The sequence below is a fragment of the Phenylobacterium sp. LH3H17 genome (assembly GCF_024298925.1).
In the GTDB taxonomy this organism is placed as follows: domain Bacteria; phylum Pseudomonadota; class Alphaproteobacteria; order Caulobacterales; family Caulobacteraceae; genus Phenylobacterium.
The window spans coordinates 2,314,015-2,339,431 of the sequence record NZ_CP101283.1; the positions used below are offsets into that span (position 1 = coordinate 2,314,015).

Consider the following 25,417-nt stretch of genomic DNA (forward strand, 5'->3'; position numbering starts at 1 on the left):
GTCAGCTCTCGTACTTGTCGGCGACCATCCGGTTCAGCAGGCGCACGCCATAGCCGGTGGCGCCCTCCGGGATGGTTGGGACGCTGGAGGGCTTCTTCCAGGCGGTGGAGGCGATGTCGAGGTGCGCCCAGGGCAGGCCGTTGGCGAATCTCTGGATGAACAGGGCCGCGGTGATCGAGCCGCCCGGCCGCCCGCCGGTGTTCTTCATGTCGGCGATCACCGAGTCGATGTTCTTGTCGTACTGCGGCGGCAGCGGCATCCGCCACAGGGGCTCGCCCTCGGCGGTCGAGGCCGCCAGCAGGTTGGCTGATAGCTCGTCGTTGTTGGAGAAAAGGCCCGCATAGTCGTTGCCGAGCGAGATGATGATCGCGCCGGTGAGCGTCGCCAGGTCGACCATGAACTTCGGCTTGAATCGGTCCTGGCAGTACCAGACGGCGTCGGCGAGGACGAGGCGGCCCTCGGCGTCCGTGTTGATGATCTCGATGGTCTGGCCGGACATGGACGTGACCACGTCGCCGGGGCGCTGGGCGTTCCCGTCGGGCATGTTCTCCACCAGGCCCAGGATGCCGATGGCGTTGACCTTGGCCTTGCGCCCGGCCAGCACATGCATGAGGCCGGCGACGGCGCCGGCGCCGCCCATGTCCCACTTCATGTCTTCCATGCCGTCGGCGGGTTTGAGGCTGATGCCGCCGGTGTCGAAGCAGACCCCCTTTCCAACGAAGGCGATGGGTTGGGCCTTCTTGTCCTTGGCGCCGTACCACTTGATGACCGCAAGCTGGCTCTCGCGGGTGCTGCCCTGGCCGACACCCAGCAGCGAACCCATGCCCAGCTTGGCCATCTCGGCCTCGCCCAGGATCTCGACCTCGAGGCCCAGGCTCTCCAGGGCCTTAACCCGGCGGGCGAATTCCTCGGGATAGAGGACGTTCGGCGGCTCGGAGACCAGGTCGCGGGAGAAGGCCACGGCGTCCGCCAGGGCCGCATAGGGCGGGAAGGCCGCCAAGGCTGCATCGGCCTCGTCGGTGACGATCTGGGTCTTTATGACCGTGGGCTTCTTCTCCGCCGGCTCCTTGGTGCGGTAGCGGTCGAAGCGGTAGGCGGCCAGGCGCACGCCGAGCGCGGCCTGGGCGGCGGTATGGGCCCCGTCCTTGGGCAGGCGCAGGCGCAGGATGGCCAGGCCCGAGGCCTTCACCGCACCATAGGCGCTGGCGGCGGCGTTCTCCACGGCCAGGTCGTCGAAGGCGTCGGCCTTGCCCGCGCCCACCAGCACGATGCGCGGAGAGGCGCCCGGAGCGCCATGGACATCCAGGACCTGGCCCTTGGCGCCGGTAAAGCGGCCGCCGGCGACCGCGCGTCCCAGCGCGCCGCCTGCCTGAGCGTCGAGTTCTCCGGCCGCGCCGGCCAGGACATCACCCTCGAACACGATGACGGCCAGAGCCGTCTTGTCGGCCAAAGCGGCTTGCGCCGCGACGAACTCGATCTCCATTAGTCCCTCAAACTCCAGACGATGCGGGCGTGCGCCGCACGGGCCGACAACCGTGACCGTCCCTGCGGCGGTTGTGTGGCGCGGCGACGCATGATTTAGAACAGCTTCCGCGTGGGGGCGCGCAAAATCCCCCCAGAAACCTACATTTCTTCAATGCCGCTGATCGACCGCTATCTGTTCCGCCAGCTCCTGGGACCGACCGTGCTGGCCACGGCGGCGCTGACGGCCGTGGCCCTGCTGAGCCAGAGTCTGTCGGCCCTGGACATCATCGTCAGCCAGCGGCAGAGCGCGCTGGTCTTCGCCAAGGTGACGGTGCTGGCCTTGCCCCAGCTGCTCAACATGGTGCTGCCGATCGCCGTGTTCGTGGCGGCGCTGGTGGCGCTGAACCGATTGCACACCGAACAGGAGATCGTGGTCTGCTTCGCCGGCGGCATGAGTCGCTGGCGGGTGATCTCGCCGGCCCTGCGGCTGGCCTCGATCGTCGCGGTCCTCGCCCTGGTCATGAACCTCTGGATACAGCCGGCCGCGTCGCGGGAGATGCGCCAGACCCTGTTCAATGTGCGTACGGACCTCGCCTCGACGCTGATTCGCGAGGGCGAGTTCACCGCCCCCGCCCCCGGCCTGACCGTCTACGCCCAGTCCGTCGACGGGACCGGCCTGATCCACAACCTGTTCATCCATCAGGAGAAGGCTGACGGCGACGCGTCCACCTACACCGCCGACACCGGAAGGCTGGCCAAGCGCGGCGAGCGGCCCGTCCTGGTCATGCAGAAGGGCTCCAACCAGCAGTTCAGCGAGACCGGGGTGCTGAACTACCTCTCCTTCGACGAGTACATCTTCGATCTCTCACCGTTCATGGCGACCGGCGAGATGATTCATTACAAGCCCTCCGACCGTTACCTGCACGAGCTGCTGTTCCCCGACCTCCAGCAGGATTGGGAGAAGCGCAATCGGCTGAAGCTGCTGGCCGAGGGCCACAATCGCCTCGCAAGCCCCCTGTACAATGTCGCCCTGATGGCCATGGCCCTGTCGGCGATCATCGGCGGCCGCTTCTCGCGCATGGGCTATGGCCGTCGGATCGCCGTCGTCGGCGCGGCGGCGGTCACCGTGCGGATCCTGGGCTTCGTGGTCCAGGCGGGCGCCGAGTCCGAGGCCTGGCTCAACATCCTGCAATACGCCGTGCCGGTCGCGGCCACCTACTTCGCCCTGCACAGCATCTTCCGGCAGAAGGTCTCGCGGTTCATTGACATGCAGCTGAAGCCGGCGCGCATCCCCCGTCGCGCGGGAGCGGCGGCATGATCGGGTTTGGCCGCCTCGAACGCTACGTGATGGGACGCAGCCTGGCGGGAGTCGGCGCGGCCATGGCGGTCATCTCCGCGGTGATCCTGCTGGTCTCGTTCGTGAACCTGTCCCGGGAAGTGGCGGTGCGGGCCGACGTCGGCGTCGCCCAGCTCTTCGGCCTGACCCTGCTGCAGGCGCCGGCCACCATCCTGCTGCTGCTGCCCTTCGTCTTCCTGTTCGGCGGGATCGCCGCCTATGTGGGCCTGAACCGCCGCTCGGAGCTGGTGGCCATGCGCGCGGCGGGCATTTCGGCCTGGCGTTTCATCCTGCCCTCGGCGGGGGCGGCCTTCGTGATCGGCGTGATCACGGTGACGGTGTTCAACCCGCTCGCCGCGGCTTTCAGCGCCCGCTACGAATCCGACCGTGCCGACCTGATGGAGAACTACCTGACCGACGCGCCCAAGGAGGTGTGGCTGCGCCAGGGCGATGACCGGACCCAGATGGTGATCCACGCCAAGGCCCGTGACACCGTCGAGGGTGTGGTGCGGCTGAAGGCGGTGTCGATCTTCGTCTACCAGAAGGACAAGCGCGGCGTTCCCGTGTTCAAGCGCCGGCTGGAGGCGGCCGAAGCGCGTCTGCTGCCCGGCTATTGGCGGCTGACCGACGTCCGCGAGGCCTCCGCCGGCGAGAACTCGGTGCGCTCCGACTCGCTGTCCATCCGCTCAACCCTCGACGCCGAATCAGCCATGGAGCGCTTCGCCGCGCCCGAGTCGGTCGCGTTCTGGCGATTGCCGGCGGCAATCCGCATGACCGAGCAGGCCGGATTCTCGGCCGGCGGCTATCGGCTGCGGCACCAGCAGCTGCTGGCCACGCCCGTGCTGTTCGCGGCCATGTCGATCCTGGCGGCGGCGTTTTCCCTGCGCCTGGCCCGGCTCGGCGGCCTGGCAGGCCTTGCGGGGGCTGGGGTCGGCCTTGGTTTCGTCGTGTTCTTCTTCAACGAGTTCTCCGGGGCCCTGGCCGACGCCGACATCATTCCGCTGTTCGCGGCGGCCTGGGCGCCGCCGGTCGTGGCCCTGCTGTCTGGCCTCGCCCTGCTCTGCTACACCGAAGATGGTTGAATCGCCGGCGTTCCCGGTTATGCATCCGGTCACACCGCGTTGAGGGGATCCTTGGCTTCATGAGTTTGCGCAGGCGTTCAGCCTCGGCCAAGCGCGGCCTGCTCGCGGGCGTGGCGCTCCTGGTGCTGTCCTCGGCGCAGGCGTACGCCCAGGCGCCGAAGACCGGCCCCTCGCCCGACGGCCTGGCCGAGGATCAGCTTTACATGGAAGCGGACCTCGTGGTCCGCGACGACAAGAACAAGGTCAGCACCGCCACGGGGGACGTCGAGGTCCGCTACCAGGGCCGCACCCTACGCGCCCAGGAACTGGTCTATGACGAAGCCAAGGGCACCATGCGCGCCCGCGGCGAGACCTCGATCCTCAACGCCGACGGCTCGGTGGAATACGCTGACGAGATCGTGCTGGACGACAAGATGAAGGCGGGTGTCGCCACCGGCTTCGCCGCGCGCATGCCGAAGAACATCAAGATCGCCGCGGCCAGCGCCGTGCGGCGCTCCGACCGGATCAACGAGCTGAACCGGGCGATCTACACACCGTGCGATATCTGCGCCCCGGACGGAACCAAGCCCAAGACCCCGACCTGGTCGATCAAGGCCGAGCGAGTGGTTCAGGACAAGGACCGGCAGCTCGTCTACTACCGCAACGCAGTGGTGCAGATTTTCGGCGTGCCGCTGGTCTACCTGCCGGTGTTTTGGCATCCAGACCCCGAGGCGGTCCGCAAGTCCGGATTGCTGCCGCCCGAGCTCTCGGCCTCCGACCGCCGCGGCCTGTCGTACGAGCAGCCCTATCTGTTCGTTCTCTCGCCACATTCGGATTTGACGGTAAGTCCTCAAATCAACACGAAAGTTAGCCCTTTCGTCAATGGGCGTTATCGCAAGCGCTTCTACTCCGGCGCCCTCGACGCCCGCTTCGGCTATACCTATGACGAGGACTTTGACAGCAAGGGCGACCCGTTCGGCGACAAGACCTCGCGCAGCTACGTCCTCGCCTCCGGCGCCTTCGCCATCAACGACAAATGGCGCTGGGGTTTCACAGCCGAGCGGACGTCCGACGACCTGCTGTTCGACAAGTACGAGATCGGCGGCGTCTACGAGAACCGCGGCCCCTACGTGGCCGACGACCGGCGGCTGATCTCCCAGCTCTATACGACCCGCGAGACCCGGAACTCGTACTTCTCAGCCGCCGCCTTCACTATTCAGGGCCTGCGCCCGGGCGACAACGAGCGGACCTTCCCCATCGTGGGGCCGCTGATCGAGTCCCGCTGGGAGCCGGACGGCAAGGTCATGGGCGGACGCCTGAGGTTCCGGGCCAGCGCGGTGGCCCTGACGCGCGAGCAGTCACCGTTGAACGCCCCGCCGCTGCGCCTCGACGGCCTCGACAGCCGCCGCGCCACCGGCGAGGTCGACTGGCGGAGCGTCTACACCTCCACCGCGGGTCTGCGGATCGCGCCCTATGTCCAGGCGCGCTTCGACGCCTACAGCCTCGACGACAACTTCGTCGGCGTGGTGGGGGTGGGGCCGAGATCCAAGACCCTGTCGCGCGGACTGGCCGTCGCCGGCGCCGACATCTCGTGGCCGTTTATCCGTCGTTTCAAAGACTTGTCGGTTATTCTTGAGCCGATTGCTCAGATCGCCCTATCGCCGGACCTGAAGCAGGTCGAACTGGGTCGCAACGCCCTCGGGCAGCCGGTCTATCTGAACGAGGACTCGATCGCCTTCGAGTTCGACGAGACCAACCTGTTCCGCGCCAACAAATTCCCCGGCTACGACCTCTATGAAGACGGGCTGCGGGCAAATGTCGGCGGCCGTGCGTCGGTGTTCTGGGACGACGGGCGACGGGCCACCATCCTTGTTGGGCGCTCCCTGCGCACAGAACGCAACGATGTGTTCAACACCCAGAGCGGCCTGCGGCCAAAGGCCTCGGACTGGATCGTCTCGGCCACCGCCGAACCCCTGCGCGGCCTCTCGTTCTTCAGCCGAGCCCGCCTGGACGCCGACGACCTGAACATCGCCCGCGCCGAGACCGGAGCCAACGTCAATTCCAAGTGGGGCCACGGCTATGTCCGCTATCTGCGCGACCGGGCCGATCCCAACGGGCTCAAGGTGGAGAACCTCGATCTGGGCGGCGAGGTCTATCTGAGCAAGCACTGGGGTCTGACGGCCTACGGCAATCGTGACCTCGTGCAGAAGGCCTGGGTGATCCGCGACCTGGGCGTGGTCTACCGCGACGAATGCACCCGGCTCGACTTCATCTATCGCCGGGAAGACACGATCCTGGGCCGGCTGGGGCCGTCCGAGTCCTTCACCTTCCGCCTAACCCTCGCCACACTAGGCGAACAGTAATATGGCTACTGACAACCGCGGCCCCGAGGCCGCACGCTGCGGCGCTACGCTAAGGAAGACCTCACCCATGATCCCCGCGCGTAAAGTCACGGGCCTCGCGGCGCGCGGCGTCGCCTTGGCGGCCGCCCTGGCCGCAGTCGGCGCTCCGCCGATCGTTTGGGCCCAGACCCCCGCGCCCGCCGCGCCGCCAGCCGCCGAGGCGCCGCGTCCTGTCGCTGCCCAGGGGCTCAGCGAGTCCGTGGCCGCCGTGGTCAATGACGACATCATCTCGACCTATGACCTGGCCCAGCGCATGCGCCTGCTGATCGCCACGTCCGGCATCCAGCCGACTGAGCAGAATATCCAGCAGTTCCAACGCGAAGCGCTGATCTCCTTGGTCGACGAGCGGCTTCAGATGCAGGAGCTTCGGCGCCAGGAGAAGGACCAGAAGATCGAGATCGTCGCCGACGACGCCGAACTCAACGCCGAGATCGCCGATATGGCGAAGAACAACAACGTCCCCACCGAGCAGTTCATCGCCTCGCTGGAGGCCCAGGGCATCGGGATCGGCACCCTGAAGGAACAGATCCGCGCCCAGACCAGCTGGCAGCGCTGGATCCGCGGGCGCTACGGCTCGCGGCTGCGCATCGGCGAGGACCAGGTCAAGGCCCAGCAGCAGCGCCTGGCGGCCTCGGCCTCCAAGCCGCAGTTCCAGATCAGCGAAGTCTTCCTCGACGCCAACCGCGTGGGCGGCATGGAGACGGCGATGACCGGGGCGACCCAGCTCATCGCCCAGATGCAGCAAGGCGCGCCCTTCCAGGCCGTGGCCCGCCAGTTCTCGGCCTCGGCCACCGCCGCGGCGGGCGGCGACGCCGGTTGGGTCGCGGCCGGCGAGATGGCTCCCGAGGTGGAAGCCGCCCTGGAGCAGATGCGTCCGGGCCAGCTCTCCCGGGCCATCCAGGTGCGCGATGGCGTCTACATCATCTATCTGCGCGACAAGCGCTCCGGCGCGGGTGCGTCGGTGGTCAATCTGAAACAGGCGGCCCTGGCCTTGCCCCAGGACGCTACGGCCGCTCAAGTCAGCGCGGCGACCGCCACCCTGACCGCCCTGCGCGGCCAGGTCACCGGCTGCGGCGACCTGGAGGCCAAGGCCGCCAAGGTGAGCGGTGTGGTGGCCGGGGATCTGGGCGAAGCGGAGATCAAGGATCTGGCGCCGGCCTTCCGCAGCGCCGCCGAGACCTTGCAGCCGGGCCAGCTCTCCGAACCGATCCGCACCGCGGCGGGCCTGCACATCCTGGCCGTCTGCTCCAAGCGGGCCGGAGGCGCGGACGCGGCGACCAGCGAACAGATCGAAAGTCGACTGTTCGGACAGCAACTGAGTATGATCGCCCGGCGCTATATGCGCGACTTGAGAACATCGGCCACGATCGAGACGCGGTGAAGAACGGACCTCTCGCGCTGACCCTGGGCGATCCCGCCGGGATCGGCCCCGAGATCATCGTCAAGGCCTGGAGCCAGCTCCGGGCCGACGGGCCGGAGTTCGTTGTCGTCGGAGACTATCAATCCCTGGCCTCGGCCTCGGGCGCCACCGCGGTCCGCCGCGTCACCACCCCCAGCGAGGGCAGCCGGGTTTTCTCCGAGGCCCTGCCCGTCATCGACCTGCCCCTGCGCAGCCCTGTTGTGGCAGGCCAGCCCTCCGCCACCGCCGCCCGCGCCATCATCCAATGGATCGAGACCGGAGTGGGCCTGGCGCTTTCGGGCGCCGTGCGCGGCCTGGTCACCGCCCCGATCGCCAAGGCGCCGCTCTACGAGGCGGGCTTCCCGTTCGCCGGCCACACCGAATTCCTGGGCGAATTGACCGCCAGCGCCGGTTTCGACGGCGCCAGGGGCCCTGTCATGATGCTGGCCGTGGACGGTCTGCGCACGACGCTGGTCACCGTGCATGAGCCCCTCGCTCAGGTCGCGGCCAAGCTCACCATTGAAAAGGTCGTCAACGCCGGCCTGGTGACAGCCCAGGCCCTGCGCACCGATTTCGGGATTGCCGCCCCCCGCCTGGCGGTGGCCGGGCTCAATCCCCACGCGGGGGAGAACGGCTCAATCGGTCGCGAGGAAATAGAGATCATCGCGCCGGCCGTCCGTTCGCTGCGCGAGCTGGGAGTCGACGCCATCGGGCCCACGCCCGCCGACAGTCTGTTCCACGAGGCTGCTCGCGCCCGCTACGACGCGGCGCTCTGCATGTACCACGATCAGGCCCTGATCCCGGTGAAGATGCTCGACTTCTGGGGCGGGGTGAACGTGACGCTGGGCCTGCCCATCGTGCGGACCTCACCGGATCACGGTACCGCCTTCGATATCGCCGGCCGCGGCTACGCGCGTCCCGACAGTCTGGTGGCCGCCATCCGCATGGCCGACGAGATCGCCGCCCGTCGGGACGCCTAGTCCAGCGGGCTCAAGGGCGGGCGCGGCCCGATCGGGTCGAGATCCAGGCCGGGGTCGTAATTGTGTCCTCGCCCATTCCTGGTCTGGCTGATCGCCAGGGTCAGGCTGCCGGTCTCGCCGAGCGGCATGACGCCGACCAGATAGCCGCTGAGATAGCCACCGGTCCCGACCGCCACGCCTACCTCGCCGTGGATCCGCCGGCGCTGATCGATGCTCGACCCGTCGACGGGCTCGGGCGCTACGGCGATCCACCGGTCGATCTGGGCAGCCGCGGCGGGCGGCGCACCGGCGGCGGCCGTCGAGATCGCCTCCTCCGCCGACGCGGGGACGGCGCAGAGCGCCAGCATCAGGGCCGAGAGCAGGCTTGGCGCATGGACGGACATCGATGGTCTCCTGGACGCGGAAGGTCGCGCCCGATTGCGACCTGTTGAGGGCGCTTGCCCACCGCTTGTCGCCATGGCCTCCTCCCCGGGTTCGCAGTCCAGGGATCGCCCATGCTCAATCGCCGCCACGTCCTTGCGGGCGCCGTTGCTTCTTTGGCCGCCGCCAACATCGCCCGCGCCGAGGCCGGATCCGCGGCCGCCCGCGCCAGGGCGCTCTATGACGAGATCTTCGAGTCGATCCTGCGAACCTCGCCCACCACCGCCTCGGGATTGGGTTTCGACGCGGGAGCGCGAGCGGCGCTGAAATCGAAACTGGACGACCGCTCGCCGGCCGGGCGGATGAACGTTTTCCAACCGCTAATCGACGCGCGGCCCAGGCTCGCGGCCATCGACCGCAAGGCGCTCACCGGGTTGGACGCGAGCCGGTACGACACCGTGGTCTGGCTGGCCGACCGCGACGCCGAGGCCGCCGCCTTCCCCTATGGCGGGGTCGATTCCTACGACTATCCCGTGCCCTACGTGGTCAGCCAGCTCACCGGCGCCTACCAGAAGATCCCGGACTTCCTGGACTCCAAGCACGTCATCGAGACCAAGGCCGACGCCGAGGCCTATCTCTCGCGCCTGACCGCCTTCGCCCAGAACGTCAGGGACGAGAACGGCCGCCTGCGCGCCGACGCGGCCCTGGGGGTGGTCCCGCCAGATTTCGTGCTGGACAAGGCGCTGACCCAGCTGCGGTCCCTGGCGGCCCAGAAGGGCGAGACCTCGGGACTGGCCGCCTCCCTGGGTCGCAGGGCTGCTGAAAAGAGCCTCGGGACCGACTGGGCGGCCAAGGCCGCGACCATCGTCGACGGACCGCTGGCCGAGGCGCTCGCCGACCAGATCGCCCTGTTGACCGAGCATCGCCGCACCGCCCTCCATGAGGCCGGGGTGAGCCGCCTGCCCGACGGCGGCCGCTATTACGATCTCGGCCTGCGCTACCACACCACCACCAACTTGACGCCGGCGGAGGCTCACAAGGTCGGCCTGGCCCAGGTGGCCGAACTGTCGGCCCGCGCCGACATCCTGCTGCGGGCCCAGGGCCTGACCCAGGGATCGGTGGGCGCCCGGCTCACCGCCTTCGGCAAGGACCCGAGCCAGCTCTATCCAAACACCGACGACGGCCGGGCCGCCCTGTTGGCCCACCTCAACGGCATGATGGAGGCCGTCCGGGACCGCACGCCGCGGGTGTTCGCCACCCTGCCCAAGGCCGGCATGGAAATCCGCCGGGTTCCGCCCGCCATCGAACTGGGCGCCCCGCGCGGCTACGCCGAGGGCGGCACCCTGGACGGCTCCCGACCGGGGACCTTCTACATCAACCTGCGAGACACCGCCGACTGGCCGAAATGGTCGTTGAACAGCCTGACCTATCACGAGAGCGTCCCGGGCCACCTGTTCCAGGGCGCGGTGCTGCTGGAGGCGCCTGGCGCGCCCCTGCTGCTGAAGACCATGGGCTTTACCGCCTATGGCGAGGGCTGGGGTCTCTATGCCGAGCAGCTCGGCGACGAGCTTGGCATGTATGACGCCTATCCGGCCGGCAAGATCGGCTACCTGCAGTCCTTCCTCTACCGCGCCGCGCGGATCGTCCTGGACACTGGCATCCACTCCCAGGGCTGGAGCCGCGAGAAGGCGGTGGCCTACATGATCGAGACCGTCGGCCTGCCGGTGGGCGCCGCGGAGAACGAGATCGACCGCTACGTGGTGTGGCCAGGCCAGGCCTGCGGTTACAAGATCGGCCACACGGAGTTCGACCGACTGAGGACCAAGGCCCGCACCGCACTGGGCGCCAAGTTCGACCTGAAAGCCTTCCACGATGTGGTGCTGCTGGGCGGCGCCATGCCGCTGGCGGTGCTGGAGCGGGTGGTGGACGATTGGACGCGGCGGAGCCTCGGCGCTTGATCCACACCCCCGACGCATCCAATGATCAGATGCGGCGTTGCACCTGCGCCCGCTTGGATACCCAAACATGACACGCAGCCCCCAGTGGCTCTCGCTATCGCTCTCCGCCTGGCAGATGGGCCTGGAGGCCCAGCAGGTCATCGCCCTGCGGCTGACCAAGCTCGCCTTCGGCGGTGAAGCGGCGGTCAAGGAGACCGCCCTGATGATCTCGGAGAAGACCGAGTCGATGATGGCGTTGCAGTCGGACATGGCCTTGGCCCTGATGTCGGGCACCGGCCACCTGGCGCCGGCGCGGGCCGTCACCCACTACCGCCGGAAGATCCGCGCCAACCGCCGGCGCCTGACGCGCTAGGACCTAAACAACTCCTGCTGGGAACGCGGCGCTGGTCGTGGCAATCTCCCCCGAACGCGGATATGCGAAGGGGGCTTGCATGGTTGCGACGACGATGGGCGCCGAGCGCGCCGAGACACGCTGGTTCTATGTTGGCATGGCCGCGGTGTTCGCCGTCATCGCCTTCGGAGGCTTCATCCCGACCTACTGGTCCAAGCTCGCCACGGGCACCTTCGGCGGCGCGCCGATCCTGCACATCCACGGACTGATCTTCTTCACCTGGACGCTGTTCTACCTGGTCCAGACATCTCTGGTCGCCCTGGGTCGCACCTATGATCACCGGAACTGGGGCCTGGCCGGCATCGCGCTCGCCACGGGCATGTGCTTCACGGTGGTGCTGGCGGCGATCAACTCCATCAAGGTGGCCGAGACCATCGGCATGGGCGACCAGGCGCGCCAGTTCTCCATCGTCTCGCTGACGGGGATCGTGCTGTTCGCCGGCTTGTTCGGCACGGCCATCGCCAACAACACCCGTGCGGACGTCCACAAGCGGCTGATGCTGCTGTCGATGATCCCGCTGATGGAAGCGGCCAGCGCCCGGGTGTTCATGGTGCTATTGGCGCCGCCCGGCGCCGTGGGGCCGCCGCCGGTCCAGGTCACCATTCCGCCCAGCATCTTCGTCGACCTGCTGATTGTCGTGGCCATGGTCTATGACTGGCGTACGCGAGGACGGCCGCACCCGGTCTACCTTTGGGGCGGCGGAGCCATCGTCCTGCACCAGATTGGAGCGATCGCCCTGGCCGGTACGCCCGGCTGGATGGCCGTCGCAACCTGGGTCGAGTCCCTTACGGGCTGAACCGAACCGCGCCAGACCTTCCGCGTTCTCATATAACGTGAACGCGCAGGAGACCTGGCCATGGAACGGACATTGCGATGAGCGTCGCCTTCACCAAGGAAGGCGACCACGAGGCGGCCGCGGCGGACCTGCCAGACCGTCCGATCTCGCCCCATCCGAACCTGGTCACCGCCAAGGGTCTCGCCGCCATCGACAAGGCCCTTGCGGCCGCGCGCGCCGCCTATTCCGCGGCTCAGGCCGGCGGCGAAGTCCAGGCAGATCGCACGGCCATGGCTCGGGCCACCCGCGACCTACGCTACTATTCCGCTCGGCGCGGCAACGCCCAGCTGGTCGAGCCCGATCCCGCCAGCGACACCGTCCAGTTCGGACGCCGGGTGACCTTCGAGCGCGAGGACGGCCGGCGCCAGACCTACGCCATCGTCGGCGAGGACGAGGCCGACCCGGCCAAGGGCTCGGTGTCCTACATCTCGCCGCTCGCCCAGGCCCTGCTGGGCAAGTCGGTGGGCGACATCGCCAAGGTCGCCGGCGCGGAGGTCGAGGTGGTGGAAATCGGCTAGCGCCGATCCTCGGCCGCGCGCAGGACGAAGGCCAGGATCTCGGCGACCGCCACGTACAGGCGCTCGGGAATTTCCGTCTCCAGCTCGATGCTGGAGAGCGCCTGGGCGAGCGGGGCGTTGCGCTCCAGGGGCACGCCATGGGCCTGGGCCGTCTCGACGATCCGCTGGCCGATCAGACCCCGGCCGGTGGCGACGACGGTCGGCGCCCCCTGCCCTTCGTACTTGAGCGCCACCGCCAGCCGGTCCTTGAGCGGCCCGCTCATGAGGTCTGGTCCACCAGGCGGCCGGCTGCCGGGGCGGGGCTCGGTGGAGCACCGGCATGGACGGCGATCTCGGCGCGAAGCTGGACAGCGGCGAGCGCGGCGCTGAGCAGGCCCTGGTCGGCGCGCAGGCGGTCCAGGCCCTCCGCGCGCTCGGCCCACAGGCTGACGCCGGCCTGAGCGCCGGTGAGGCTGACGCGGGCGTGGATCGGGCCCAGGGGCTCTGCGTCCAGCGAAAAGGCCGCCCGCCAGACCGGTTCGACCTCGCCGGCCTCGCCGCGTCCGTCGCGGGACACCTCAAACTGGGCGACGCTCGCGCCCTGCGGTGTGACGAAGGGCATCTCGAACATCCAGCGGGTGACCTGGGCCTCGGGGCCGGTCTCAACCGGCAACGAAGCGATCTGCAGCAGCTCCACGCGGCCCAGGGCCGCCTCGGTCTCGCGGGCAAGCTCCTGGCCCATCACGACGGGCGAGCCGCCGGGCGAAAGCTTGCTGACGGCAGGGGCCTGGGCGCGGGTTCCGCCGGCCCGATACGGCGGCGGCGGCACGGCCGACCTGTGACCCTGGGGGGCCGGCGCGGCGGCCAGCCAGGTCGACAGAGCCTGGCGCAACACCAGCAAGCCGGCCTTGAGATCGTGCCCCACAGGAGATGCCAAGGGAGCGGCGGCCAGTTTGGCCTCGAGAAACAGGCCCGAGCGGGCCATGGCCTTGGCCACATCGGGCCCGGTGACGTTGCTGGCCAGCGGGGGGGCGTGGGCCAGGACCCGGACCGCGGCGTCGCGCACCGGGCTCGGCAGGGCCTGGTCCTCGGCCGCCTGGGAGAGATCGGCGATCAGCGGCGCGAGGCCGCCCTGCCGCACCGCGGCGCCCCGGGTCACCTCGGCGACCGCCAGGGCCTGGATCTGGGCGGGATTGAGCTCCGGAAGCGGCCTATTGGCGTGCACTGTCGCGGCGACGGCGCGAACCGGCGTCACCGGAATGGTCAGGTTGGGCAGCGACACGCCCGAGATCGGTGCGATCGTCACGAGAGACCCGCCAGGTTGATCCAGCCGCAGGATAGCTGCGCGGGGTGAAGCGGGGCTTAAGGACTTGATATTCCGGTGCTAGGGAGAGGCGTGACACACACCCTGGCTGACCTCCCCCCGCTTCGCGAGACCCTGGCCGAGCACGGCCTGATGGCCAAGAAGAGCTTCGGCCAGCACTTCCTGCTGGACCTTAACATCACCCGCAAGATCGCCCGGCTGGCGCAGGTGGGCGAAGGCGACCACGTGATCGAGGTGGGCCCGGGCCCCGGCGGCTTGACGCGGGCCTTGCTGGAGACCGGCGCGCGGGTGACGGCCATCGAGAAGGATCCGCGGTTCCTACCCCTGCTGGAGGAGCTGGCCTTGGCGGCCGACGGCGCCCTGACTATCCGCGTGGAGGATGCGCTCGGCGCCGACGAGGCGGCGCTGGCGGGCGGCGCTCCGGCCCATGTGGTCTCCAACCTACCCTACAATGTCGGTACGGCTCTGCTGATCAAGTGGCTGACGGGTACATTCACCCCCGCCTCCATGACATTGATGTTCCAAAAGGAAGTGGCGGAACGGATCATCGCCCGGCCGGGGGACGACGCCTATGGCCGGCTGGCGGTTCTGGCCCAGACCACGGCCAATGCGGCCCTGGTCATGGACGTTGGCCCCCGCGCGTTCACGCCGCCGCCCAAGGTGTCCTCGGCCGTGGTCCACCTGACGCCCCGCGCCGATCGCCCCGCGCCCGAACGTCTGGCGGCCCTTCAGACCGTCACCGCGGCCGCCTTCGGCCAACGCCGCAAGATGCTGCGCTCCAGCCTCAAGGTGCTGGGAGGCGAAGCCCTGTGCGCCAAGGTCGGCATCGCGCCCGAGGCGCGGGCGGAGACCATCTCCGTCGAGGGCTTCCTGGCGCTGGCGGACGCCTGGCGGGCCTAGTCGGCCCCGCCGCCGTCGTTACCGCAGTCGGGGCCATCATTGGCCGCGCCCGACAGAGCTATGGAGCTGGGAGCCTCAGCCTCACTGGCGCGGTCACGTCGACTTCGCCGCCCCAAGGTGAGTATCACCAGGCCCACGATCAACGCTAACCCGCCGATGACCGCCCACAGACTCTGGCCGGTCATGAAGCTGCCTGGGAGGACGCCGACTCCTTGCAGGATCCAGATGAGGCCGACACCACACAGCACGGCCCCGAGCACCTTGATGATCATGACACCCCCCCCGCCAGGGCCGAGGCCCCTTCCCAGGCCAGTTTGGCCCCAACCACCACCAGCAGGCCATAGACGATCTGGTAGAACCGCTCGGCCGGGACCCGCCGCACCAGCCAGACCCCGGCCCAGGTCGAGGCGATGGCCAGGGGCAGCAGGACGAGGGCCGTGCCCAGGGCCTGCGGCGTGAACTGGCCCAGCGCCCAATAGGCCGGGACCTTCATCCAGTTCACCACAGCGAAGAAGATAGCGCTGGTGCCGACGAACACGTCGCGGGGCAGCCGTTTGGGCAAGACGTAGATCTGAAAGGGCGGTCCGCCGGCATGGGCGAGCTGGCTGGTGAAGCCCGCCGTGATCCCGGCCAGCACGCCCCGCCAGGGGATGCGTTCGCGCCGAACCTCCAGGACCGGCGCGCCGGCCCGGTCCAGCCACAGGCGTTGCAGGGAAAAGGCCACTGCGATCACACCCACCGCCAGCTCCACCGCCCCGGGACGCACGAAGGCCGCGAGGCCGTATCCCAGCCCGATCCCGATCGCGGCGCTGGGCAGCATCAGCAGCAGCACGCCCTTGTCCCAGGTCTTCCGGAAGGCCGAGACGCTGACCACGTCCTGAACGATCAGGATAGGCAGGGTGATGGAGGCCGCCAGCACCGGCGAAATCGCCAGCGCCATCAGCGGCACGGCGATCACACCCATGCCGGAGAACCCGCCCTTGGCCAGGCCCAGCAGGATCACCGCCGGGATGGCGACGAGATAGAAGAACGGGTCGGTGAGGATCGGAAGGTTTGCGACCGTCACGCGCTTACCGGCGCTTGCCCAGCTCGGTGGCGATGTCCTTGACGTTGTGGCCGACCTTCTTGTGCGCCGCGGCGATCTGCTCGGGCGTCACGCCCCAGCGCTTGGCCCAGAACGCCACCTCGTGGCGCTCGCGGATGTCGATTCGGGGCCGGTCGCGGAAGTCCCGCTTGCCCTTGGGTTCAGCCATGATCGCCTCCGCTCGCCCTCAGGTCCTGCAGCCATTCGCCGGCCGCCCGCGCGTCGGCCTCGTGGCCCAGCTCGCGCCAGGTCTCGGCCAGGGCGGCGGCCTGCCACGCCTGCATCGAGGGTAGCGCCAGCAGCCGCTCGGCGTAAGCCTGGGCGGGCGGCGACAAGGACAGGCCGTAGGTCTGCAATCGGAAGGCCACCGGCGCGAAGAAGGCGTCTACCGCGCCGAACGCCCTACCGGCGAGGAACGGGCCGCCGAACCGCTCGAGGCCTTCGCGCCATAGCTCGTCCATCCGCGCCAGGTTCTGCTCCAGCTTGGGCGATCTCTCGCCCAGGCGCACTCGGATGCCGACATTCATGGTGCAGGCTTCGCGCAGGGTGGGGAACCCGGCGTGCATCTCGGCGGCTGCGCTGCGCGCCCAGGCCCGCGCGTCGGGATCCTTGGGCCAGACTCCCTCATGCCTTTCGGCCAGGTACTCGACGATGGCCAGAGATTCCCAGACCGACCGGTGGCCGTCCCGGAGAGCCGGGACCAGACCGGTGGGAGAGAACCCGCGAAAGGCCTGCCAATTCGATTCGGGATCGAAGGGCGTCAGGCGCTCGTCGAACGGGATGCCCAGCTCGCGCATCAGCACCCAGGGCCGCAGCGACCAGGACGAGTAGTTCTTGTTGGCGATGTGCAGCTCGTACATGACCCACGCCTAGCGCGATTCCGGGTCCGACTTTCGCACGCCGCCGTTATCGTACGACGTGCGGCGTTTCCTATGTTTAGGTCGAACGCCATGACCGCCGACTCGTCCTCCGCCGGCGATCCCAGACGCAGCCTCGAACTGCTCTGGGGTCTTGCCCCCGCCCGCCGCCGCGGGCCGCGCCCCCGCCTCAGCGTGGAGGAGATCGCCATCGCCGCCATCGAGCTGGCGGACGCCGAGGGCCTGTCGGCGCTCTCCATGCGCCGGGTCGCAGACCGGCTGAAGGTCGCCACCATGTCGCTCTACACCTATGTGCCCTCCAAGGCGGAGCTGATCGACGTCATGCTGGACCGGGTCTATGGCGAGACGCCCAAGACCTACGGGACGGGCGCCGGCTGGCGGGCGCGGCTGGAGCAGGTCGCCCGCGACAACTGGGACCTCTACCATCGTCATCCCTGGATGCTGCAGGTGGTGATGCACCGCCCGGTGCTCGGCCCCAACATGATCGCCAAGTTCGACTTCGAGCTGCGCTCCATCGAGGGCGAAAGTCTGACCGACCTGGAAATGGACCAGGTGATCAGCCTCATCTCCAACTATGTGCACGGCGCGGTGCGCAGCGCGGTGGAGGCCATGCAGGCCGAGAGCCGCACTGGGCTAAGCGACGCCCAATGGTGGGAGATCAGCGGGCCGCTGCTGGAGAAGGTGTTCGATCCGACGCAGTTTCCCACCGCCGCCCGGGTGGGGGCCGCTGCGGGCGAAGCCTATGAGGCCGTCGGTGACCCCGAGCGCGCCTTCGCCTTCGGACTGGAGCGGGTGCTGGACGGGATCGAAGCGCTTATCGCGAGGGGCTCGGCCTAGAGACCACGAAGGCCGCGCAGGCGGCCAGCGCCGCGGCCACGACGAGCGCCAGCCACACCTGCGGGTGGGCGGTCAGGAAGAAGACCACGAAGCCGAAAGCCATCCCCGCGCAGGCCATCACCTTGGCGGGACGTGGAATGGCGCCTTGCTCGCGCCAGGCCCGCAGGGTCGGGCCGAATTGCGCATGGTCCATCAGCCAAGCCTCCAGCCTGGGCGAAGACCTGGCGAAACAGCCGGCGGCCACGATCAGGAAGATGGTCGTGGGCATGAGCGGCAGGAGAGCGCCCACGATTCCGAGCGCCGTGAAGACCAGTCCGAGCACCAGAAAGAAGGTCCGCGCCATGCCGCCCGACCCTCTACGGGAAACGCAGGTCGCGAAACACCCGCAACTGCAAATTCAGTCCAGACTCGCGACCCGGGCGGCCAGGGCGGTATTCACGGCCTCATAGGCCGGTGTGAAGTCACGGGCGACGCGCGCGGCGCTCCAGGTGGACGGCAGCAGGCCCGAAAGCACCTCGGTGTGGACAACCCGCGTCCCCGCGCCCTCCGGCGCCAGCAGGAAACCGTGACGGCCCTTGAAGATCAGCGGCACGTGACCGGCCCAGGCCAGTTCACGCCCCGGCTCGGCGGCCACGATGCGGACGGTCTGGCGGATCACCGCTCCCGGCTTGCCCGGGAGATCGCGGAAAACCATCGCGACCCGTACGCCCAGCCGCGCCTCGCCACGCGCCTCCAGGTTCAGCGGGTTCCATTCGGGATAGCGCGCGAAGTCGGCCAGCACCGAATAGACCCGGTCCGGGCTGGCGGGGATTACGGCCTCGGTGCGGATGCTATGCATGCCTATCGCGCGACGTTGAGCAGGAAGGTGTGGGTTTCCTCGCCCAGGGTGACCTTGATGGTCAGCGACGTCACCCCCTTCGGCAGCGGGCCGAGCCCGAGGTCGGTCATATGCTCCTCACCAGATCGCACCGTCTGGGCCAGGAAGCCCCGGTCGGCGATGGCACCCAGGACCGCGGCGGTCTCCTCCTGCGCCTCCCTTACCCCGGCCTGGACGGACGGGTTGGGGCGGGTCGGCCGGTCGCGCATGGCCGCGCCGACGGCGTCGAGCTTGGCGGCGAAGCGGGCGCGGCTCTCACGCTTTCGCGCGTCGGCCTCCACGGCGGCCGCCAGCTCGTCATGGGTCAGGATCGGCAGGACCAGGCCCTGGTCGGTGGTCACCTGCACCGCCTCGGGGACCATGTTGACCGAGACCGGGCCGTTATTTTTGACCCCCAGGCGGACGGTCGGGAAGTCCCGCTCGTCGATGACGGCGCGTTCGATCATCAGGGCCACGTCGGTTCGCGCCAGACTGGAGAGCGATCCCGCGCGGCCTTGGCGGTACTCCACCGGCGCGCCCATGGTGGAGATCGGCGTGATCCTGATGGACCCGGCCAAGGCGGGCGTCGCCAGGGCGACCGCGGCGGCGAAAATCAGTTTCTGCATGAGGCGCCCTCCACGGCGAAGCCTAGGCAATGGCCTATGCACGGTGAAGGTGTATTTTTTCTATCCGACCTACTCGCGCAGAAGGCCCTCGACGAACGTCGGCAGCCAGGTGTTGCGGCCGGGCTTCATGCGCTCGGCGCGGTAGATGTGGCCGAGATCCGCATAGGCCCGGTCGAAACTCTTATTCACGATCACGTAGTCATAGAGGCCCCAGTGAGCGATCTCTTCCTTGCCGAGCAAGAGCCGTTGGGCGATCACCTCCTCGCTGTCCTGGGCGCGGGCGTGCAGCCGGCGCGACAGGTCCTCCCATGAGGGGGGCAGGATGAAGACGCGGACGCTGTCGTCGGGAGTTTTCTCGGCGATCTGCTTTGCGCCCTGCCAATCGATGTCGAACAAGACATCCTTGCCGTCCAGCAGGGCCTCCATCACCGCCGCGCCGGGCGTGCCATAGAGGTTGCCGTTGACCTCGGCCCACTCCAGGAACCCGCCGTCGGCGATCTTGGCCTCGAAGGCCGCCCGGTCGACAAAGAAGTACTCCCGCCCCTCCTCCTCGCCCGGCCGGGCCGCGCGGGTGGTCCAGGAGATCGACAGGGTCATGTCCGCGTGATCGGCCACCAGCCGCCGGGATAGCGAGGTCTTGCCCGCGCCGGCCGGACTGGAGACCAGCAGCAGCAGGCCGCGGCGCTGGGTCTCCCAGGGCTTGGCGTCGCCGTCACTCGACATTCTGCACCTGCTCTCGGAACTGCTCGATGGTGGCCTTGAGATCCAGCCCGATACTGGTCAAGGCCGACAGCGCCGACTTCGAACAGAGGGTGTTGGCCTCGCGCATGAATTCCTGGGTCAGGAAGTCCAACCGGCGGCCCGAGGGGCCCTCTCCCGCGATCAGCGCCCGTGCGCCGTCGATATGGCCGGCCAGCCGGTCCAGTTCCTCGCGGACGTCGGCCTTCACCGCCATGGCGGCGGCCTCGGTGACGACCCGGTCAACCGGGGCGGCCTCGCCCAGCAGCTCGATCATCCGCGCCTCAAAGCGCGCCTTGATCGCGGCGGGCTGGCCGGCCGCCGTCTCACCCGCGTGGCGGACGAGGAGCTCGATGCGATCCACCAGGGTGATCAGCACGCCGACCAAGGCAAACCCTTCCTCGCGCCGCGCCTCGGCCAGGCCTTCCAGGGCAGCCCCGATGGAGAGCGCCATGGCCGCCTCGATGGCGGCCTGGGCGTCGGGATCGTCCAGGGTCTCGGCGGCTTCCACCACCCCGCGCAGGGCGAGCAGACCGTCCAGACTGGGCGGGGCGGCCTTGCCGGCCGCCAGCAGGCCGGCGCCCGCCTCCAGATAGCGCTCGATCTGATCGAGATTGATCCGGACCTGGGCGCCGCCCTCGCTGCGCTTGGCCTGCACGCCGATGGTGACCTGGCCGCGAGCAAAGCGGGCCTGTGTCCCGTCGCGCGCCACGCGTTCGAGTGTATCGAAGCCCGGCGGGCCGCGGAACCGGACCTCCAGGTTGCGGCCGTTGACCGAGCGGGCCTCCACCGACCAACTCCAGTCGCCCGCCGCGCCCTCGGCCCGGCCGAACCCGGTCATTCCGTTCAGCGGCATGGCTAGCGTTCCTTCAGGGCCTGGGCCCGGTCCTTCAGCGCCTCGACCTCGCGCTGGCGCTCGATGGCGCGCCAGCGATCGACGTTCTTCAGGTGCTCATCGTAGGTGGCGGCGAAGACGTGACCGCCGGTGCCGTCGGCGACGAAGAACAGGGCGTCGGACTTGGGCGGATCCAGCACTGCGGCAAGCGCCGCCCGGCCGGGATTGGCGATCGGCGTCGGGGGCAGGCCATCGATCTGGTAGGTGTTGTAGGGGTTGGGCTGGGCCAATTCCGAGGCCCGCAGGCCCCGGCCCAGCGGCTTGCCGCCGGTCAGGCCGTAGATGATGGTCGGATCGCTTTCCAGCCGCATGCCGGCGCGCAGCCGGTTGACGAACACCGCCGCCACTCTCGGCCGCTCCGAGGCGACGCCGGTCTCCTTCTCGACGATGGAGGCGAGCGTCACGGCCTCGTCCGGCGTGGCGATGGGCAGGCCCGGCTGGCGCTTGGACCACAGCAGGCCCAGCAACTCCTCGCGGGCGTCCATCATCCGCTTCAACACCGCGGCGCGGTCCTCGCCGCGCTCGAATTGATATGTCTCCGGAAGAATCGAACCCTCCGGCGGAGCCGGGGCGACACCTGTCAGCTCGGACTTGGCGGCCAGGGCCTCGACCACGGCCTCGGACGTCATGCCCTCGGGTACGGTGATCTGGTGGACCACGATGCGACCGTCGCGGATATCGTCGAGGACGCTGGCCATGGAGGCGCGGGTCCTGAACTCGTACTCGCCAGCCTTCAGCGATCGCGCTGCGCCGGTGATCTGAGCTGCCGCGGCGAAGATGGCGTCCGAACGCACCACGCCGGCGCGCTTCAGGGTCGCGGCGATCTCGGACACTCCCGCGCCCTTGCGCAGCATGACCACGGTAACTTCGCCGGACTTCGCCGCCGGGCCTGGACCCTGGTAGGACCAGACCGCCCAGACCAGGAACAGAACCACGGCTGCGGCCAGGGTGGCCGCGGCGCTGGCGAGGATGATGATCAGGCGTCGCGCGGGCGACAGGCCGCCGCGACGTGCGCGCGAGCTCACGAGACCTTCTTGAACACCACCGAGGCGTTGGTGCCGCCAAAGCCGAAGCTGTTGGAGAGCACCACCTCGATGGCCATCGGCTTGGCCGTATTGGGAACCAGGTCGATTTCCGTGACCACGGACGGACTGTCCAGGTTGATGGTCGGCGGCGCGATCTGGTCGCGGATGGCCAGGCAGGAGAAGATCGCCTCGATGGCTCCGGCCGCACCCAGCAGGTGGCCAGTGGCCGACTTGGTGGAGGACATGGTCACGGTCTTGGCGGCGTCTCCCAGAATCCGGGTCACGGCGCCCAGCTCGATCTCGTCGCCCAGCGGCGTGGAGGTGCCGTGGGCGTTGATGTAGTCGATCTCGGAGGGGTCGATGCCGGCGTCCTTGATCGCCGCCCGCATCGCCCGGAAGCCGCCATCGCCGTCCTCGGCTGGGGCAGTGATGTGGTAGGCGTCGCCGGCCAGGCCGTAGCCCAGCACCTCGGCGTAGATCTTGGCCCCGCGGGCCTTGGCGTGCTCGTACTCTTCCAGCACCAGGACGCCGGCGCCCTCGCCCATCACGAAGCCATCGCGGTCCCGGTCATAGGGCCGGCTGGCCTTCTCGGGCGTCGCGTTGAAATTGGTCGACATGGCGCGGCAGGCGATGAAGCCCGCGACGCCCACCGGGCAGATCGCCGCCTCGGCCCCGCCGGCCACCATCACGTCGGCGTCGCCGTACTTGATCATCCGCGCGGCGTCACCGACCGCGTGGGCCCCGGTGGCGCAGGCGGTGACCACCGAGTGGTTAGGGCCCTTGAAGCCGTAGCGGATCGAGACCTGGCCCGAGGCCAGGTTGATCAGGGCCGAGGGGATGAAGAACGGGCTGATCCGTCGCGGCCCCTTCTGGAACAGCTCGACGGAGGTGCGTTCGATAGTGCCCAGGCCGCCGATCCCCGAGCCGATGATGACCCCGGTGCGTTCCTTGTCGTCGTCGGTCTCCGGGACCCAGCCCGAATCCTTCACCGCCTCGTCGGCCGCGGCCATGGCGTAGAGGATGAAGTCGTCGACCCGGCGCTGATCCTTGGGCGCCATGGTCAGGTCCGGATCGAAGGAGCCGGCCACATCCGCCCCACCGCCGCCCCGGCCGTCCACCCGCGGCACTTCGCAGGCCACCTGGCAGGCATATTCGGTCGGATCGAAGGTGGTGATGCGCCCCGCGCCCGACTTGCCGGCCAGGATCGCCGCCCAGGTCACGTCGACGCCCTGGCCGAGAGGGGTCAAAAGACCGATTCCGGTGACGACGACACGACGCATGGGCGAGTCTCCAAACGCAGACCGCCGCGAGCTCCGGGGAGCGACGCGGCGGCCGAAACTTCAATGATTGCTGAGCTTAAGCGCCCAGGCGCTCACCGATGAACTTCACCGCGTCGCCGACGGTCTGGATATGCTCCGCCGCGTCGTCGGGAATTTCGATATCGAACTCTTCTTCGAAGGCCATGACGAGTTCGACGTTGTCGAGGCTGTCAGCGCCCAGGTCGTCGATAAAGCTCGCCTTCTCGGTGACCTTCTCCGGATCGGCGTCGAGGTGTTCGATGACGATCTTGCGCACGCGCTCGAGGATGTCGGACATTCGCTTAAGTCCCTGTTGTTCAACTGATCCATCCGTGACGGCCGACGAGTTGTCAACCGCAACGGAACTGGGCTTCGAGACCTTCGCCTCGCCGGTTCGGGCGTCGCCGTAGCATGATCGCCACGTCGGCGCCAACCGGTCAGATCATGGCCATGCCGCCGTTCACGTGCAGGGTCTGGCCCGTCATGTAGCCGGCCTCGTCGCTGGCCAGATAGACGCAGGCCGCCGCCACGTCGCTTCCCAGGCCCAGACGGCCGGCGGGAATCGTCCCGAGGATCTGGGCCTTCTGGGCTTCGGTCAGCGCGTCGGTCATCGGGCTTTCGATGAAGCCCGGGGCGACACAGTTCACGGTGATGCCCCGCGTGGCCACTTCCTGGGCCAAGGCCTTGGAAAAGCCGATCATTCCGGCCTTCGAGGCGGCATAGTTGGCCTGCCCCGGATTGCCCATCACGCCCACCACCGAGGTGATGCCGATGATCCGGCCGGCGCGGCGCTTCATCATGCCGCGCATGGCCGCACGGCTGAGGCGGAAGTAGCTTTCGAGATTGATCTTCAGGACGGACTCCCAGTCCTCATCCTTCATCCGCATCAGCAGGCCGTCCTTGGTGATGCCGGCGTTGGCCACCAGGATGTCGAGGCCGTTTCCGGCGGCTTCCTCGGCGCGAGCGACCAGGCCGTCGACCGATTCGGCGTCGGCGAGGTTGGCCGCGGCCACCGAAGTGCGCTCGCCCAGCTCCTTGGCCAACTCGCCCAGCACCGCCTCGCGGGTGCCCGACAGCACCACATGGGCGCCGGAGGCGTGCAGCGCCCTGGCGATGGCGCCGCCGATGCCGCCCGTGGCGCCGGTGACGAGGGCGGTCTTTCCGGTCAGATCGAACATGTCAGAGGCTCTTCGCGAAGGCTTCGAGGTCGGCGGGGGTGTTCAGCGGCGTGGCTTCGGAGTCAGGGGCGATCCGCTTCGCCATGCCCGACAGCACCTTACCCGATCCAGCTTCTGCGAAACGGGTGATCCCGGCTTCATTGGCCAGCCAGAGCATGCTCTCGCGCCAGCGCACCCGGCCGGTGACCTGGTCCACCAGCAGGCGGCGGATCTCCTCCGGGTCGAGGGTCGGCCGTGCAGTGATATTGGCCACCAGCGGCGCGCGCGGCGCCAGGATGGTGGCGCGGCCCAGGGCCTCGGCCATCTCGTCGGCGGCCGGCTGCATCAGCGGGCAGTGGAAGGGGGCCGAGACGTTCAGCGGAATGGCGCGGGCGCCCAGCTCCTTGGCCTTCTCGATGGCCAGGTCCACGGCGGCCTTGGCGCCGGAGATCACCACATTGCCGTTGTTGTTGTCGTTGGCCACGACGCAGACGCCGACGGCCGAGCCGGCCGCGGCGGCGGCCTCAGCCAGGGCCACGTCCGACTTCGGCCCGATCAGCGAGGCCATGGCCCCCTCGCCCACCGGCACGGCGCGCTGCATGGCCTGGCCGCGCAGCTTCAGCAGGCGCGCGGTGTCGGCCAGGCTGATCGCTCCGGCGGCGGCGAGCGCCGAATACTCGCCGAGGCTGTGGCCGGCCACGAAGGCGGCCTTCTCGATGCCGATGGAGAACTCCCGCTCCAGTGTCCGCATCACAGCCATGGACACCGCCATCAGGGCCGGCTGGGCGTTCTCGGTGAGGGTCAGCTGGTCCTCCGGACCCTCGCGCATCAGCTTGAACAGCTTCTGGCCGAGCGCGTCGTCGACCTCCTGGAACACCTCGCGGGCCGACCCGAAGGCCTCGGCCAGATCGGCGCCCATGCCGAGCGCCTGGCTGCCCTGGCCGGGAAATAGGAAGGCGAGGCTCATGGGGCTCTCCCGTCTTGCGGCGCTGTCGCGCTCTTCACGATTCCGAGCCGGGAGGGTTAGGGGATATGCCCAGCGGCGGCAAGGCGGCGCGACAACCCGCTTCCCTTCCCAGGGGTCAATTCTCCCTCCTTGTCATCCCGGTTTGCGAA

Annotated in this window: 29 protein-coding genes; 11 read left to right on the forward strand and 18 right to left on the reverse strand. The window is 68.9% G+C overall.

The genetic code is table 11. The annotated features are described in order from the left end of the window. Window position 1: 1 nt before the first annotated feature. On the reverse strand, window positions 2-1,483 hold the full coding sequence (locus tag M9M90_RS11485; RefSeq protein ID WP_254833373.1) for a leucyl aminopeptidase: 1,482 nt from the start codon (window positions 1,481-1,483) through the stop codon (window positions 2-4). Window positions 1,484-1,636: 153 nt separating this feature from the next. Between M9M90_RS11485 and lptF the strand changes: the two genes are divergently transcribed. The 5 genes from lptF (at window position 1,637) to pdxA (ending at window position 8,642) form a co-directional block, all read left to right on the forward strand. Next, window positions 1,637-2,782: an LPS export ABC transporter permease LptF gene (lptF, locus tag M9M90_RS11490; RefSeq protein ID WP_254833374.1), complete on the forward strand. Its 1,146-nt coding sequence runs from the start codon at window positions 1,637-1,639 to the stop codon at window positions 2,780-2,782. Next, window positions 2,779-3,882 (forward strand): LptF/LptG family permease, encoded by a 1,104-nt coding sequence (locus M9M90_RS11495; RefSeq protein ID WP_254833375.1) that lies wholly within the window; start codon window positions 2,779-2,781, stop codon window positions 3,880-3,882. The genes lptF and M9M90_RS11495 overlap by 4 nt, the downstream gene beginning before the upstream one ends. A gap of 59 nt (window positions 3,883-3,941) precedes the next feature. Continuing rightward, complete coding sequence (locus tag M9M90_RS11500) at window positions 3,942-6,224, forward strand: LPS-assembly protein LptD (RefSeq protein WP_254833376.1); 2,283 nt, start codon at window positions 3,942-3,944, stop codon at window positions 6,222-6,224. Between the two features lie 67 nt (window positions 6,225-6,291). Beyond that, window positions 6,292-7,644, forward strand: a complete 1,353-nt coding sequence (locus M9M90_RS11505) for a peptidylprolyl isomerase (protein WP_254833377.1) — start codon at window positions 6,292-6,294, stop codon at window positions 7,642-7,644. Then, window positions 7,641-8,642 (forward strand): 4-hydroxythreonine-4-phosphate dehydrogenase PdxA, encoded by a 1,002-nt coding sequence (gene pdxA / locus M9M90_RS11510; RefSeq protein WP_254833378.1) that lies wholly within the window; start codon window positions 7,641-7,643, stop codon window positions 8,640-8,642. The genes M9M90_RS11505 and pdxA overlap by 4 nt, the downstream gene beginning before the upstream one ends. Here the strand turns inward: pdxA and M9M90_RS11515 are convergent. Then, the gene (locus M9M90_RS11515; RefSeq protein WP_254833379.1) at window positions 8,639-9,025 is read right to left on the reverse strand and encodes a hypothetical protein; all 387 of its coding nucleotides are present in this window, start codon (window positions 9,023-9,025) and stop codon (window positions 8,639-8,641) included. The two genes, pdxA and M9M90_RS11515, sit on opposite strands and share 4 nt — an antisense overlap. A 153-nt stretch (window positions 9,026-9,178) precedes the next feature. Between M9M90_RS11515 and M9M90_RS11520 the strand changes: the two genes are divergently transcribed. The 4 genes from M9M90_RS11520 (at window position 9,179) to greA (ending at window position 12,704) form a co-directional block, all read left to right on the forward strand. Further along, on the forward strand, window positions 9,179-10,960 hold the full coding sequence (locus M9M90_RS11520) for a DUF885 family protein (RefSeq protein WP_371876844.1): 1,782 nt from the start codon (window positions 9,179-9,181) through the stop codon (window positions 10,958-10,960). Between the two features lie 67 nt (window positions 10,961-11,027). Then, window positions 11,028-11,312, forward strand: coding sequence for a hypothetical protein (locus tag M9M90_RS11525; protein WP_254833381.1), 285 nt, complete (start codon window positions 11,028-11,030; stop codon window positions 11,310-11,312). Window positions 11,313-11,391: 79 nt separating this feature from the next. Continuing rightward, window positions 11,392-12,147 (forward strand): hypothetical protein, encoded by a 756-nt coding sequence (locus M9M90_RS11530; RefSeq protein WP_254833382.1) that lies wholly within the window; start codon window positions 11,392-11,394, stop codon window positions 12,145-12,147. Window positions 12,148-12,224: 77 nt separating this feature from the next. Continuing rightward, on the forward strand, window positions 12,225-12,704 hold the full coding sequence (gene greA, locus M9M90_RS11535) for a transcription elongation factor GreA (RefSeq protein ID WP_254833383.1): 480 nt from the start codon (window positions 12,225-12,227) through the stop codon (window positions 12,702-12,704). Here the strand turns inward: greA and M9M90_RS11540 are convergent. Together M9M90_RS11540 and M9M90_RS11545 are read right to left on the reverse strand one after the other, a co-directional pair. Further along, window positions 12,701-12,967, reverse strand: a complete 267-nt coding sequence (locus M9M90_RS11540) for an EscU/YscU/HrcU family type III secretion system export apparatus switch protein (RefSeq protein WP_254833384.1) — start codon at window positions 12,965-12,967, stop codon at window positions 12,701-12,703. The two genes, greA and M9M90_RS11540, sit on opposite strands and share 4 nt — an antisense overlap. Then, window positions 12,964-13,989, reverse strand: a complete 1,026-nt coding sequence (locus M9M90_RS11545; RefSeq protein ID WP_254833385.1) for a flagellar hook-length control protein FliK — start codon at window positions 13,987-13,989, stop codon at window positions 12,964-12,966. Before M9M90_RS11545 ends, M9M90_RS11540 begins: the two co-directional genes overlap by 4 nt. A gap of 150 nt (window positions 13,990-14,139) precedes the next feature. On the opposite strand from M9M90_RS11545, the gene rsmA reads away from it, so the two are divergent. After that, the gene (gene rsmA, locus M9M90_RS11550; RefSeq protein ID WP_254837114.1) at window positions 14,140-14,907 is read left to right on the forward strand and encodes a 16S rRNA (adenine(1518)-N(6)/adenine(1519)-N(6))-dimethyltransferase RsmA; all 768 of its coding nucleotides are present in this window, start codon (window positions 14,140-14,142) and stop codon (window positions 14,905-14,907) included. Here rsmA and M9M90_RS11555 read toward each other — a convergent pair. Genes M9M90_RS11555 through M9M90_RS11570 form a run of 4 tightly spaced genes read right to left on the reverse strand, consistent with a single transcriptional unit; the run spans window position 14,904 to window position 16,851 of the window. Next, window positions 14,904-15,179 (reverse strand): hypothetical protein, encoded by a 276-nt coding sequence (locus tag M9M90_RS11555; protein WP_254833386.1) that lies wholly within the window; start codon window positions 15,177-15,179, stop codon window positions 14,904-14,906. The genes rsmA and M9M90_RS11555 overlap by 4 nt on opposite strands. Beyond that, window positions 15,176-15,952 (reverse strand): sulfite exporter TauE/SafE family protein, encoded by a 777-nt coding sequence (locus M9M90_RS11560; RefSeq protein ID WP_254837115.1) that lies wholly within the window; start codon window positions 15,950-15,952, stop codon window positions 15,176-15,178. The genes M9M90_RS11555 and M9M90_RS11560 overlap by 4 nt, the downstream gene beginning before the upstream one ends. Before the next feature lie 25 nt (window positions 15,953-15,977). Then, window positions 15,978-16,160, reverse strand: a complete 183-nt coding sequence (locus M9M90_RS11565; RefSeq protein ID WP_254833387.1) for a DUF3606 domain-containing protein — start codon at window positions 16,158-16,160, stop codon at window positions 15,978-15,980. Beyond that, complete coding sequence (locus M9M90_RS11570; protein ID WP_254833388.1) at window positions 16,153-16,851, reverse strand: glutathione S-transferase family protein; 699 nt, start codon at window positions 16,849-16,851, stop codon at window positions 16,153-16,155. The genes M9M90_RS11565 and M9M90_RS11570 overlap by 8 nt, the downstream gene beginning before the upstream one ends. A 72-nt stretch (window positions 16,852-16,923) precedes the next feature. Here M9M90_RS11570 and M9M90_RS11575 point away from each other — a divergent pair, with 72 nt between their 5' ends. Further along, window positions 16,924-17,706: a TetR/AcrR family transcriptional regulator gene (locus M9M90_RS11575; RefSeq protein WP_254833389.1), complete on the forward strand. Its 783-nt coding sequence runs from the start codon at window positions 16,924-16,926 to the stop codon at window positions 17,704-17,706. Here M9M90_RS11575 and M9M90_RS11580 read toward each other — a convergent pair. From M9M90_RS11580 to fabD, 10 genes are all read right to left on the reverse strand, one after another. Further along, window positions 17,684-18,049 carry a YbaN family protein gene (locus M9M90_RS11580; protein ID WP_254833390.1) on the reverse strand — a complete coding sequence of 122 codons (366 nt, stop codon included), beginning with the start codon at window positions 18,047-18,049 and terminating at the stop codon, window positions 17,684-17,686. The two genes, M9M90_RS11575 and M9M90_RS11580, sit on opposite strands and share 23 nt — an antisense overlap. A 54-nt stretch (window positions 18,050-18,103) precedes the next feature. After that, window positions 18,104-18,544 (reverse strand): SRPBCC domain-containing protein, encoded by a 441-nt coding sequence (locus tag M9M90_RS11585; protein WP_254833391.1) that lies wholly within the window; start codon window positions 18,542-18,544, stop codon window positions 18,104-18,106. Window positions 18,545-18,546: 2 nt separating this feature from the next. Then, window positions 18,547-19,188, reverse strand: a complete 642-nt coding sequence (locus M9M90_RS11590) for a hypothetical protein (protein WP_254833392.1) — start codon at window positions 19,186-19,188, stop codon at window positions 18,547-18,549. Window positions 19,189-19,257: 69 nt separating this feature from the next. Then, window positions 19,258-19,911, reverse strand: a complete 654-nt coding sequence (gmk, locus tag M9M90_RS11595; protein WP_254833393.1) for a guanylate kinase — start codon at window positions 19,909-19,911, stop codon at window positions 19,258-19,260. Further along, entirely contained in the window at window positions 19,901-20,782 is an 882-nt protein-coding gene (locus M9M90_RS11600; RefSeq protein ID WP_254833394.1) for a YicC/YloC family endoribonuclease, read from the reverse strand. The genes gmk and M9M90_RS11600 overlap by 11 nt, the downstream gene beginning before the upstream one ends. A 2-nt stretch (window positions 20,783-20,784) precedes the next feature. Beyond that, a complete protein-coding gene (mltG, locus tag M9M90_RS11605) occupies window positions 20,785-21,846 on the reverse strand; it encodes an endolytic transglycosylase MltG (protein ID WP_254833395.1) in 1,062 nt (353 codons plus the stop codon). After that, window positions 21,843-23,126: a beta-ketoacyl-ACP synthase II gene (fabF, locus tag M9M90_RS11610; protein WP_254833396.1), complete on the reverse strand. Its 1,284-nt coding sequence runs from the start codon at window positions 23,124-23,126 to the stop codon at window positions 21,843-21,845. The genes mltG and fabF overlap by 4 nt, the downstream gene beginning before the upstream one ends. 76 nt (window positions 23,127-23,202) lie before the next feature. After that, window positions 23,203-23,442, reverse strand: a complete 240-nt coding sequence (locus M9M90_RS11615) for an acyl carrier protein (protein ID WP_056019455.1) — start codon at window positions 23,440-23,442, stop codon at window positions 23,203-23,205. A gap of 139 nt (window positions 23,443-23,581) precedes the next feature. Then, complete coding sequence (gene fabG / locus M9M90_RS11620; protein ID WP_254833397.1) at window positions 23,582-24,322, reverse strand: 3-oxoacyl-[acyl-carrier-protein] reductase; 741 nt, start codon at window positions 24,320-24,322, stop codon at window positions 23,582-23,584. Window position 24,323: 1 nt separating this feature from the next. Continuing rightward, window positions 24,324-25,268, reverse strand: coding sequence for an ACP S-malonyltransferase (fabD, locus tag M9M90_RS11625; protein ID WP_254833398.1), 945 nt, complete (start codon window positions 25,266-25,268; stop codon window positions 24,324-24,326). Between the last annotated feature and the right edge of the window lie 149 nt (window positions 25,269-25,417).